The organism is Thermatribacter velox (assembly GCF_038396615.1).
In the GTDB taxonomy this organism is placed as follows: domain Bacteria; phylum Atribacterota; class Atribacteria; order Atribacterales; family Thermatribacteraceae; genus Thermatribacter; species Thermatribacter velox.
On record NZ_CP121689.1, the window covers coordinates 142,725 to 154,758 of the forward strand.

Consider the following 12,034-nt stretch of genomic DNA (forward strand, 5'->3'; position numbering starts at 1 on the left):
TCCCGACGGGCCTCTTTTTCGTTTTCCGGCTATGCTATAATCTAATAGATAAACCGCCTTGCACTTTTTAAAAATGGGGGTGATAACTTGAGAAACTGGTTCTGGGCTTTAATTGCCGTTGTGGCATTGATTCTTTCCATTGTAGCCCTGGTGGAGTTTAACCTGCTACAACCTCGGCTTTCCAGCATCCAGGAAACTGTTACTTCTCAACAGGAGGCTTTAAAAAATCTTTCCGAAAAAGTAGCAACTGTTCCTGAAGATGTAACCGAGCTGGGGGCACGCATTGATTCTTTGGAGAAAACTCAAGGAGAGCTTGCTCAGGAGCTTTCTGCTCAAAAGAATTTTATGGAGGAGCTGAGTGGTGCTGTTTCAAAAAACGAGAGTGCAATCTCTGAACTCTCTCAAAGCCTTGGCGCTTTTATGAGCAAAGAAGAAATTCAGCGTTATTTTGGAGAACAAAATCAAAAAGTTCGTGCTCTGGAAGATGTGCTATCACGTCTTACTCAAAGTGTGGAAGAAATTAGCGCTTCTTCTTCTGCTTTAAGCCAGAAGCTGGAAAATCTCGAAAAAAGTTTTGCTCAAACCTCGACTGATTTTCGCAAAGAATTTCAGGCTAAGGTTAATCTTCTTTACCGTAACCTGCAGGACACTTCTCAGGCACTTGGAGCTGTGCAATCGCAGCTTGGAGAATTCAAAAATACTTTGGCACAGCTTCCTGAACAGTTTGTGAGCAAAGAAGAAGGGGAAACGCTGCGCTCCTTGCTTGAGGAAAAACTTGGGGTATTGCAGGTCCGGCTAACCGAGGTTGAAAAGAACCTCCGCGATTTAGCTGCTCAGCTTTCTGCGCTTTCTGATAAAGTAAAATCCCTTGAAGACCTGGTCACCCAAAGCGGAGAAAGCGTAAGCTGGTTGATGGAGAAAGTGAATGCCCTTACTGCTGAGATTCAGGAACTCTTTGCACGTTTGGAAGATTCCTCGGGTTCTTTAAACGACCTTGTGCAGATGGTGGGTGAACTTGGCGAGAAGGTTGCCCAGCTTTCCGATTTGCAAAAAGGGTTGGAGGAGCTTTCCACACAGGTGGCCGCTTTGAACCTTGACCAGCGCTTGACGACACTTTTGAATTACTCCAAAAAAGCAATTGGCGAACTCCAGAAGAGATTGGAAGAGCTTGAGCAAAGCGTTGCCTTGCAGGGTGAAGTGGAGACTGTGAAGCAGGAATTGCTCGCTTTCCGAGATAACCTGCAAAGCACCTTTGATGAGCTTTCAAGGACACTTGAGGAGGTCAGAACTGAAGTTGGCCAGACCTCTTCAGAGCTCCGCAAAGAATTTCAGGCTAAGGTCAACCTTCTTTACCGTAACCTGCAGGACACTTCTCAGGCACTTGGAGCTGTGCAATCGCAGCTTGGAGAATTCAAAAATACTTTGGCACAGCTTCCTGAACAGTTTGTGAGCAAAGAAGAAGGGGAAACGCTGCGCTCCTTGCTTGAGGAAAAACTAAAAACTCTGCAAGGGAAGCTGGAAGACTTTGAGCGTAATCTCAATGAGCTACACGGCGCTTTTAGCAGCCTGGAGCAGGAGTTTACTCAGTACCAAGAGGAGAACGCGCAAGAAATGGAAGAACGTTTTCTGGAGATTAAAGCCCAGGGAGAACAACTTGTTACTTCGCTCCGGGAAGAAGTGGGTAGAATTTCTGAACAGGTGATGCAGCTTGAAGAAGACTTGGGTCGAAAGAGCGAAGATCTGAGCGCTCTTTTTGGAAAATATGAACAGCTCGTTCAGGGCTTGGATGTACTGAAACAATCTCTTCCCCAGCTTGGGGATGATATCGCAAAGCTGAAGGTTACCATTGCCGAGGAGGGGGCAAGTTGGCAGCAAAAGTTCCAGGAATTGCTTCAAAGCACAAGGGGGGAAATTGAAAAAGTTTTGGCCAGTTTACCTGATAAGGCTTACCTTGAAGGATTGGCCCAATCAGTGGCCGATTTGGTCCAGGAACAATTAAACATTAAAGAGGAAATTGCCGCTTTGAAAAAGCAGCGGGAGTCGTTGCTCGCCCAGTGGGAGGAAAAATTGAAGGCTATCGAGGAATTGAAACAACAGCTGGTAAGCTTTGCTGAGGAGAAGGCAAATCGGGAAGAGGTGGCACAAATCGTTTCAGAAATGAATCAGTTAATTGCTACCAAGGAAGCGCTTGAAGCTCAACTGCAGGAAATAGATCGGAAAATAAATAATTTGGAAGAGCAGTGGTCTTCGCTGGATGCAGCCAGCATTGGAGAAAGTTTGAGCGCTTTGCAGGAAGAAGTGGACAGACTTTCTGCATCTTTAAACGGTGTTTTACAGAAACTCAATGAAGTGCCTGAGCAAGAAGTTGTTCAGGAACTGAGTTCTACTCTGGAAGAAGTCCTGGCTCAGCTTTCGGCCTTGAAAACCTTTGCTCAGGAGACCCTGCGTCAGGAAATTCAGATCAAGATAAACGCTGTAGAGAAAAAGATGGCGGAACTCTCTGAGAGCATGCTTTCGGCACTTGAAGATGCCAAAGTGGATTCTCAGGAGCTGGAAAATATTAAACAGGCCTTGGCAGAGCTTTCTGCTTCTAAGAAGACTCTGGAGGAGAAAGTGAATCAGATTTTGGAAACACTGGAGGAGAAAGAGGCGGTGGAAAATGTTCAGGAAGACCTGGACGTATTGACCCAGCAAAAGGAAGCCTTACGGTCTGAAATAGCCAGATTAGGTGAAGAAAGAGCCACCATCGACCAGAGGCTTCAGGAAAAAATTCAGGAACGAGAACGCATTGAGCGGGAAATTCAGGAACTTAAAGAGACGAAGGGTTCGCTTGAAGAAATTGCCCGACTTGAGGAAGAAAAACGCAAAGCACAGGAAGCTATCGATGCCTTGCAAAAGGAGCTTGTTGCCAAGGACCAGCAAATAGAGGAATTACAACGCGAGAACGAGCGCTTGAGTGCCCTGCTTGAAGAAAGCAAGAAGTATACTTCCTACGTTATCTTGCCCTGGGATAATCTATGGACTATCGCTCGCCGGTACTATCGCGATGGTAGGAAGTGGAAAATCATTATGGAAGCCAACAAGGACCTGATTACGGATCCTTTGAAATTGAAACCTTATACTGAGATTAAAATACCCCGTTTTCCCGATAACGATCCTTGAAAAGTGCAGGAAAGGGAGGCCTGATTATGGAGTTAAGCGAAGTAATAAAATCTCGTCGAAGCGTTCGTAAGTTTCGCAGTGAAGAGGTTGTGGAAGAAGACTTAAAAGAGATTCTGGAAGCGGCTCGTATGGCGCCTTCCGCGGGAAATCTGCAACCCTGGAAATTTATCGTGGTCAGAAACGAAAAAAAGAAACGCTATCTGGCTCAGGCTTGCTCAGGGCAGGAATTTGTGGGCGAAGCTCCGGTGGTCATTGTTGCCTGTGCTACGGGACGGGGTGGTTTCATTGGTAAATACATGGAGAGCTGGCCGATTGATGTAGCTATTGCCTTCACCCACCTCATTCTTGCAGCCTGGAACAAAGGGCTTGGGACTTGCTGGATCGGTGATTTCGATGAAGAAAAAGTGAAAGAAATCTGTGAAATACCGCCTGAAGTCAGAGTGGTGGCTATTACTCCTTTAGGTTACCCGGTGAAAGTTCCTCAGGCTACTCAGCGCAAATCCTTGGAAAGGATTGTTAGTGAAGAGGTGTATACTCCCTGACGGGAAGTGAGTCGTCTTGGTGCTCAGGATTGAAGTGGATGACGTTCTGGTGTTGAAAAAGAAGCACCCCTGCGGTAGTTCGGAGTGGAAAGTGACCCGGGTAGGGGTGGATATTGGCATTAAATGTCTGGGGTGTGGGCGTTTTGTAATGATACCCCGGCGTAAGCTGGAGCGCAAAATTCGGGAAGTGGTACGCCGGGGTATCCGACTTAAACCACACCAGATAGCTGTGGAGATTTGAGATGGGCCTCAAGGCTGGTATCATCGGGCTTCCCAACTCTGGAAAGACCACCCTCTTTAATCTGCTCACCCGGGCTCATGCTGCTGTGGCTCCTTACCCTTTTTGTACCATTGAGCCTAATCTGGGGGTAGTGAGTGTTCCTGACTCTCGCTTGGAAAGGTTGGCTGAAATTCTGAAACCTCCCCGAGTAGTCACCGCTACGGTGGAATTTGTGGATGTTGCGGGTCTTGTGAAGGGTGCGAGTAAGGGAGAGGGCCTGGGTAACCAGTTTTTGAGTGCCATACGCGGCGTGGACGCTGTAGTGGAAGTAATCCGCTTTTTTATGGATCCTGATATTCCTCATTTTATGGGGGATCTCGATCCCTTGCGGGACCGAGAAGTGGTGGATATTGAGCTCATGCTCTCGGACCTGGAAATTGTGGAAAGGCGTCTTCAAAAAGTTCAGGAGCTTTTCAAAAAGACTTCCAGTAAAGAGTTGGAAAAAGAAAGAGACCTGCTTTTGCGCGTTCGAGATGCTCTTTCTGAGGGAATACCTCTTCGCAAGCTTACTTTTAGTGAAGAAGAAAAGGTTATTTTGAAACCTTTTCAATTGATTACCCTTAAGCCCATCATTTACCTTGCCAACCTTGATGAGAGCGAACAAGCTCGTGCTCTTTATCAGAAAATGGAAGCCTGGTGTAAACAAGAAGGAGTTCCGCTACTTCCTCTGCTCGTCAAGCTGGAGGAAGAACTTCAGGAGATTGAAGATCTCAAGGAACGTACAATTTTCATGCAGGAGTTTGGTCTCAAGGAGAGCGGTCTTACAGCCTTTATTCGTGAGACCTACGCTACCTTGGGATTGATTACTTTTTACACTTTTGGTGATAAGGAACTTCGTGCCTGGGAACTGTTGCAGGGCTCTACAGCGAAAGAGGCAGCAGGTAAAGTGCATACCGACATGCAAAAGGGATTTATTAAAGCTGAAGTCATCAACGCCCGGGAGCTTCTCGAAATTGGTTCTCTGGAGCAAGCTAAAGCCCTGGGCCGCGTTCGCTTGGAGGGAAAAGATTATCAGGTTCAGGATGGAGACTTGCTCTATTTTCACTTTTCGGTTTGAATGGTTTCCTCCCGCATTTTCTCAGCTATCTTCTGGTGTGTTTGCCACTGCCCAAAAAGCTGGCCTCTTCTGGCCAGATTTCCCAGGAGCTTCAGTTCTTTCCGGGTAAGCCTGCGGGGAATGGTGTTGGCAAAGGGAGTACCTGGGAGAGGCATAAAGGCATGAGCATGGATTTGTGCGCCTTGGGCAAGGAGTTTTTCGATGAGAGAAACGGTTCTTTGAAAGTCTTCCTCGGTTTCCTGAGGAAAGCCAAAAATAAAGTCCACGATGGGGACAAAACCAGCAGAGGCTGCAGCCTCTGCTGCCTGCAAAACATCTTCACTACTGTGACCCCGCCCGATTGTCTGAAGTAAGCGGTCGCTTCCCGATTGGGCGCCGATAACCAGATTGTGGTTGTCAACCAATTTTTTGAGTTCCCGAGCTACTTCCTGGTTCAGAAATTCTGGACGCACTTCTGATGGAAAAGAGCCAAAGAAAATGCGCCCCCTTTTTCCAATTATGCGCCGTGTTTCAGAAAGCAAGTTTAAGCAAGCATCAAAGTTGAGCGTTTTTCCATCGGGAGAACCATAGGAAAGAGCATTGGGAGAAATGAAGCGAATATCGGTCAGGTTATTTTTGGACATCATGCGGACATATTCCAGTATTGCTTCCAGGGGGCGGTGGCGGGGGTTTTTGCCGAAGAGATAGCTGGTTTGGCAGAAGTAACATCCGAAAGGGCAACCTCGGGTTATTTCCAAAGGACCAAATATGCCCAGCCAGACTGGTGAGGGAAGATATTCACCCAACACAACGGGTTCTCCCTTGAGTACGCGTGATGTTTGCGGGAGAGGTTCCTCTTTCCATTCCTGGAGAACTTTTATTATGGTTTTTTCTCCTTCTCCTTTCACAATCCAGTGCGCTATTCCTTCAAAATCGGCGCTTTTTGCGCTGGGGTGGGGGCCGCCAACACAGATGCCAAGATGCGGGTTTTTCTCACGAAGTTCCTGAAGCAATGCTCTGCGCTCTCTCCATTCCTTGCTCATGGAAGAAACCAAAAGCAATGCCTTACTGGATGACGAAACCACCTGGTAGAGTTCTTCTGAGGAAGTGCAAAATCTGATGTTGAACTCTTTGCGGTTACCGATAGCTCCCAAAATAGCGTTAAGGCTAAACCGGTTAGGTCTGGTGTAGAGAACCAGTAGAGAAGGTTTTTGCTCATTCAACCTTTTGTTTCTCCTGCGATAGTTTTTATCTTTCCCGATACCATTTCTGGTAAAAATTCAGATACTCTCCGGATATCACCCGTTCTAACCACTGGCGGTGGTTGAGGTACCACTCCACAGTCTTTTCCAGTCCTTCTTCAAAGGAGATTTCTTTTTTCCACCCCAACTCTTTTTCTATCTTACTTACCTCCAATGCATAGCGCCGGTCATGACCCGGGCGGTCCTTTACGTGACGGATTAGTTTTTCATTTATAAGCGGATCGCCAGTTTTCTTCTGAAGAATTGCCAGAATTTTGTGCACCACCTCCAGATTTTCTCGTTCTTCTTGGGCTCCTATATTGTACACTTCTCCCGGTTTCCCTTTCTCAATCACCAGAGCCAGAGCACGGCAGTGGTCGAGTACATAGAGCCAATCCCGGATTTGCCTTCCGTCACCATAAATGGGAAGTTCCTGATGTTTGAGGGCGTTCCAGATCATAAAAGGAATGAGCTTTTCCGGAAACTGATACGGCCCGTAGTTATTGCAGCAGCGGGTTATGACTACCGGAAGACCATAGGTAACCCAGTAAGAACGGGCCAACAAATCTGCAGCTGCCTTGCTGGCTGCATAAGGGCTTCGGGGACAAAGGGGGCTTGCTTCAGTAAATCGACCCTCAGGACCCAGAGTGCCATAGACTTCATCAGTGGAGATTTGAATAAATTTTTTATTCTGTGTTGATTTGTCTTTCTGGAGCCAGCTTTTCCTGGCCACTTCCAGGAGATTCTGGGTTCCCATGACATTGGTTTGCAGGAAAACCTGGGGGTTGTCTATGGAGCGGTCTACGTGAGACTCCGCAGCAAAGTTGACCACCACATCGATGTCGTAAAGAGAAAACAAATGTTCCACAAGCTCTGTGTTGGCAATATCTCCCCGCACAAAAATGAAGCGCTCTTTTTCTTTTTGTTGCACTGGGGCCAGGTTTTCCAGGTTGCCAGCGTAGGTCAGTTTATCGAGGCCAATAATTTTGCATTCGGGTTTTAAACGCAGGTAGAAGTGTACGAAATTACTGCCGATAAACCCTGCGCATCCGGTTGCCAGTAAGATCATTTGAGGATTTCCTCCCTTATGAAACGCTCAGTAGCTTCTTCCCAGCTGGGCATCTGAAAGTTGATGGTTTCTTTTAAACCAAAGTTGTCGAGCACCGAGAATTTTGGTCTGCGGGCAGGGAGGGAAAATTCTTCCTGTTGAGCTGGCTCTATTGCTCCTTTCCAGCCTATTTTTCTCAGGAAATACTCTGCCCACTGGTAACGACTGGCTGGGGTATTGGTTATATGATATATGCCCCAGGCTCCTTCCCGCAAAAGGAGGTAGCTGGCCCAGGCCAGGTCATTTGCGTAGGTGGGAGAACTTACTTCATCGCAGGCGATACGCAAGCGGTCTTTTTGTGCAGACCAGGAGAGTACTTTGCGGAGGAAGTTATTTCTCCCTTTTCCAAATACCCAGCTGGTCCGGATAAGGTACCATTTGTTGGCAAGAAGTATCAACCTTTCTCCCAGCAATTTGCTCTCTCCGTAACGGTTAAGGGGACAGGGTGTGTCGAAAATGGTATAAGGAGTGCCCTTCTGGCCGTCGAAGACGTAGTCGGTTGAAAAGTGCATGAGCTCTATGTTCTCTTCCTGAGCGACTATGGCTAAGTTGCGCACACCTATACCGTTTACAAGGTAGGCTTTCTGCCACTCCTTTTCTGCTCCATCCACATCGTTGAAGGCAGCGCAATTTATAATGTGGGTGAAACCCTTACCCCGGATGGCTTCTCGCAAAAGCTGCAGGTTGGTGATATCCAACTCTTGGTGTCCCCGGGCACAGTAATGTATTCCCTCTTTTTCAAAGAGTTCCTGAAAGGCCTGACCAAGCTGCCCCCAGGCTCCTGTTAGGAGAACTTTCATAGTTTCCCCCATTTTTTGTGTACCCATTCGCTGAACGAAGGCCAGCTTTCGTCTTTGCGAGAAAGCAAGGGTCTGGTAATGCCATATTCCTGTAAAGGCCACTCAATGCCCAGTTCCGGGTCGTCCCAGCGAATTCCCCCTTCGCATTTGGGATGGTAGTAGTCAGTGGCTTTGTAAATAACGTCAACCCAATCACTCAGGACTAAGAAACCGTGGGCAAAACCGGGAGGTATGTAAAGCATGCGGAAGTTTTCTTCGCTGAGAATCGTTCCCCACCACCTGCCAAAGGTGGGTGACGAGGTACGCAGGTCCACTGCCACATCGAAAATGCTACCTCGAACTACCCGGATTAATTTACCCTGAGGATGAGGGTCCTGGAAGTGTAGCCCTCGCAATACCCCCTTTTGGGAGCGAGAGTGGTTATCCTGAACAAATTGAAGCTTAAGGCCTATTTTAGCAAAGGCTTGCTGATTCCAGAACTCCATGAAAAACCCCCGCTGGTCCTTGAAAATTTGGGGTTCAATCAGAAAAAGATCGGGAAGCTCGGTGGGAATTTTCAAAAACTCACTCATTTTTGCTCTCCGTTAGCAATTTCAATTAAGTATTTTCCGTAGTCAGTTTTTTCCATTGCCTTGCCCAGTTTGAGTAACTGTTCACGATCAATATAACCCATTCGATAGGCTACCTCTTCGATGCAGCCGATGTAAAACCCCTGTCTTTTCTGTATGGTTTCCACAAAATTGGCTGCTTCGAGCAAACTCTCGCAAGTTCCCATGTCTAACCAGGCGAAACCTCGGCCCAGGATTTCTACCTGGAGCTCTCCCCGTTCCAGATACTTGCGGTTAAGGTCGGTTATTTCCAGTTCCCCTCGGGCAGAGGGTTTTAGCTCTTTGGCAAATTCCACCACTTTCTCATCGTAGAAGTAAAGCCCGGGCACCGCATAATGGGAGCGAGGTTGTGAGGGCTTTTCTTCAATGGAGAGGGCTTTTCCTCCAGCGTCAATTTCAATCACCCCATAAGCGCTGGGATTTTTAACGTAGTAACCAAAGATGAGGGCTCCTTTCTCCAGAGAAGCCGCTCTGCGTAACGTGGCACCAAAGCCCCGGCCATGGAAGATGTTGTCACCCAGAATCAACATGCATTTTTCACCAGCTATAAACTTTTCTCCCACTAAGAAAGCATCAGCCAAACCCCGAGGTTCGTTTTGGATGGCGTATTCGATGTGGATACCCAACTGTGAACCATCGCCAAGTAACCTGAGGTAAAGGTCCAAATACTCGGGGTTGGTGATGAGTAGTACTTCGCGGATTCCAGAAAGCATAACTGTAGAAAGCGGATAGTAAATCATAGGTTTATCATAAACCGGGAGCAACTGTTTGCTCACTGCTTTGGTTATCGGGTAGAGTCTGGTTCCGTGTCCTCCAGAAAGAATCAGAGCTTTCATGGTTGGTCTTTTCTCCTTGAAACTTATTTTATCACAGAGCATTTCCCATTTAGATTGGTTTTGGAAGCGTTTCTGTTTGGGAGCCTGAAAGTTTTGCAGAGTGTTATACTGATGGGGAGAATAGCGGTAAAAATATTGTGCTGGTTGGAGGTGAAATTGTGAATTATCGGGTTTTTGGAAGATGTGGTTGGGCGGTAAGTGAAGTGGGTTTTGGTGCCTGGGCCATAGGTGGGGGTTGGGGAAAAGTTGAGGAGAAAGATGCCATTTCTGCATTACACAAAGCCATTGATTGCGGGGTCAACTTCATTGATACTGCCGATGTATATGGAGACGGACGTAGTGAGCGCTTGATAGCCCGAGTCCTTCGGGAACGCCGGGAACCGGTTTTTGTGGCTACCAAAGCGGGAAGGAGGCTTTCTCCCCATATTGCAGACGGCTATACGGAGGAAAATCTGAGGGCATTTGTAGAGCGGAGCTTGAAAAACCTGGAAACCGAGACCATCGATCTTTTACAACTGCACTGTCCACCGACAGAAGTTTACTACCGTCCCGAAGTTTTTGAAGCCCTGGACAAGCTGGTTGCCGAAGGAAAGATTCGCTATTATGGAGTTAGTGTTGAAAAAGTGGAAGAAGGTCTTAAGGCCATCGAATATCCGGGAGTGCGCAGTGTGCAGATTATTTTCAACATGTTTAGGCAACGTCCTGCAGAGCTTTTCTTTTCTCGTTGTAGAGAAAAAAGAGTGGCCATTATCGCGAGAGTCCCCTTAGCCAGTGGTTTGCTCACTGGAAAAATCACCCCCGATACCGTTTTTCCACCTGATGACCACCGCAACTTTAACCGCTTTGGGCAGGCTTTTGACCGTGGAGAAACTTTTGCTGGAGTGGACCTGGAACAGGGCCTACGGGCGGTTGCAGAGCTTCGGGAAATACTTCCTGCGGGTTTTACCATGGCCCAGTTTGCCCTGAAGTGGATTTTGATGTTTCCCGAGGTGAGCACGGTTATTCCGGGTGCTAAAAACCCTCGCCAGGCTGAGGAAAATGCGTTGAGCTCCAGCTTGCCGCCGCTTGAAGAGGGAGTGATGGAAAAAGTTAGGGGAATTTACGAGCGCTACATACGCAGTGCAGTGCACCATCGCTGGTAGAGGTTGTGAAGCTTATGGCGTTTTCCAGTTGCCCAGTGGGGTTGTATTTGGAAAAAAACGGGAAAATCTGGAGAAATTACGGGCAAATTGGGAAAAATCTTGACCGATTTCCGGGAAATGATTAAAATAATAAAAAGGAGGTGAGATTTTTCCAAAATTTTCTAATTCGTGCTTACTGCTTTTAGTCTTGCGTAATATTTACAAAGGAGGGTGAGGGGAATGAGAAAGCTTCTTTTCGCTGCGGTGTTGTTACTTTTGTGTGGTGTACTTGCTTTTGGGGTTTCTGCAAAGGACTTTACCATTGGGATGCTGGTAAAGAATGTAGGGAATCCTTTTTTTGAGGCTTGTGCCCGTGGTGGTCAAGAAGCATGTGATGAACTTGGGAACACCTTTATTTTCCAGGGTCCACCTACTCCCACTGTAGAGGGGCAAATTGAAATCATTGAGAACTTTATTGCTCAGAATGTAGATGCTATCTGCGTGAGTGCCAACGACTTCAATGCCCTGGTTCCAGTTCTCAAAAAAGCTATGGCCAACGGCATAAAAGTCGTTTCCTTTGACTCAGCAGTGAATCCCCAGGGCCGCATCGTCCACGTGAACCAGGCCGATGCCGAACAAATTGGAAGACTTCAGGTTCAGGCCATTGCCGAGATGATTGGCTATGAAGGTGAAATTGCTATTCTTTCGGCAGCGGCTACTATGACCAATCAAAATACCTGGATTCGCTGGATGCAGGAAGAGCTCAAAGATCCCAAATACTCCAAGATGCGTCTTGCAGCCATTGTTTATGGAGATGACTTGCGGGATAAAAGCTATAATGAGGCGATGGGTCTTTTCAAATCCTACCCCAACCTCAAGGGTATAATTTCTCCAACTACTGTTGGTATAAGCGCCACTGCCAAGGCTATTACCGATGCGGGTTTGATTGGAAAAATCAAGCTCACCGGTTTAGGCCTTCCCAGTGAGATGGCTGAATGGGTTAAGAATGGAGCCTGTGAAGCCTTCTATCTCTGGAACCCGGTGGATCTGGGTTATCTTGCTGCTTACGTTGCAGGGCTTCTCTGTGAAGGTACTATAACCGGCAAAGAGGGTGAGACCTTCACTGCAGGAAGACTTGGCGAGCGGACCATCACCAAAGCCGAGGATGGCGGGACTGAGGTGCTGCTTGGACCTCCTTTCCGCTTCGATGCGTCCAACATTGACGAGTGGAAGGACGTGTTCTAAAGCCTGCTTTTTGAGGGGCAGGGTTAGCCCTGCCCCTTGGTTTTTTATGGGGTGA

General features: G+C 47.5%; 11 protein-coding genes. 6 read left to right on the forward strand and 5 right to left on the reverse strand.

The features are described from left to right. The first annotated feature begins 87 nt into the window (after positions 1–87). From QBE54_RS00760 to ychF, 4 genes are read left to right on the forward strand one after another with little or no spacing between them, the layout of a single operon-like run. The gene (locus tag QBE54_RS00760; RefSeq protein ID WP_369018454.1) at positions 88–3,162 is read left to right on the forward strand and encodes a hypothetical protein; all 3,075 of its coding nucleotides are present in this window, start codon (positions 88–90) and stop codon (positions 3,160–3,162) included. 26 nt (positions 3,163–3,188) lie between these two features. After that, a complete protein-coding gene (locus QBE54_RS00765) occupies positions 3,189–3,704 on the forward strand; it encodes a nitroreductase family protein (RefSeq protein WP_369018455.1) in 516 nt (171 codons plus the stop codon). A 19-nt stretch (positions 3,705–3,723) separates the two neighbouring features. Next, complete coding sequence (locus tag QBE54_RS00770; protein WP_369018456.1) at positions 3,724–3,945, forward strand: DUF951 domain-containing protein; 222 nt, start codon at positions 3,724–3,726, stop codon at positions 3,943–3,945. A gap of 1 nt (position 3,946) precedes the next feature. Next, complete coding sequence (gene ychF, locus QBE54_RS00775; RefSeq protein WP_369018457.1) at positions 3,947–5,041, forward strand: redox-regulated ATPase YchF; 1,095 nt, start codon at positions 3,947–3,949, stop codon at positions 5,039–5,041. On the opposite strand, the gene QBE54_RS00780 is transcribed toward ychF, so the two are convergent. From QBE54_RS00780 to rfbA, 5 genes are read right to left on the reverse strand one after another with little or no spacing between them, the layout of a single operon-like run. Then, positions 5,026–6,243 (reverse strand): TIGR04013 family B12-binding domain/radical SAM domain-containing protein, encoded by a 1,218-nt coding sequence (locus QBE54_RS00780; RefSeq protein WP_369018458.1) that lies wholly within the window; start codon positions 6,241–6,243, stop codon positions 5,026–5,028. The genes ychF and QBE54_RS00780 overlap by 16 nt on opposite strands. A gap of 25 nt (positions 6,244–6,268) precedes the next feature. Further along, positions 6,269–7,330, reverse strand: coding sequence for a dTDP-glucose 4,6-dehydratase (rfbB, locus tag QBE54_RS00785; protein ID WP_369018459.1), 1,062 nt, complete (start codon positions 7,328–7,330; stop codon positions 6,269–6,271). Beyond that, complete coding sequence (gene rfbD, locus QBE54_RS00790; RefSeq protein ID WP_369018460.1) at positions 7,327–8,169, reverse strand: dTDP-4-dehydrorhamnose reductase; 843 nt, start codon at positions 8,167–8,169, stop codon at positions 7,327–7,329. Before rfbD ends, rfbB begins: the two co-directional genes overlap by 4 nt. Further along, positions 8,166–8,741, reverse strand: a complete 576-nt coding sequence (gene rfbC, locus QBE54_RS00795; RefSeq protein ID WP_369018461.1) for a dTDP-4-dehydrorhamnose 3,5-epimerase — start codon at positions 8,739–8,741, stop codon at positions 8,166–8,168. The genes rfbD and rfbC overlap by 4 nt, the downstream gene beginning before the upstream one ends. Then, positions 8,738–9,613: a glucose-1-phosphate thymidylyltransferase RfbA gene (gene rfbA / locus QBE54_RS00800; protein WP_369018462.1), complete on the reverse strand. Its 876-nt coding sequence runs from the start codon at positions 9,611–9,613 to the stop codon at positions 8,738–8,740. Before rfbA ends, rfbC begins: the two co-directional genes overlap by 4 nt. Positions 9,614–9,771: 158 nt before the next feature. Here rfbA and QBE54_RS00805 point away from each other — a divergent pair, with 158 nt between their 5' ends. Beyond that, positions 9,772–10,755, forward strand: a complete 984-nt coding sequence (locus QBE54_RS00805; RefSeq protein ID WP_369018463.1) for an aldo/keto reductase — start codon at positions 9,772–9,774, stop codon at positions 10,753–10,755. Between the two features lie 219 nt (positions 10,756–10,974). Next, a complete protein-coding gene (rhaS, locus tag QBE54_RS00810) occupies positions 10,975–11,979 on the forward strand; it encodes a rhamnose ABC transporter substrate-binding protein (protein ID WP_369018464.1) in 1,005 nt (334 codons plus the stop codon). The last annotated feature ends 55 nt before the right edge of the window (positions 11,980–12,034 follow it).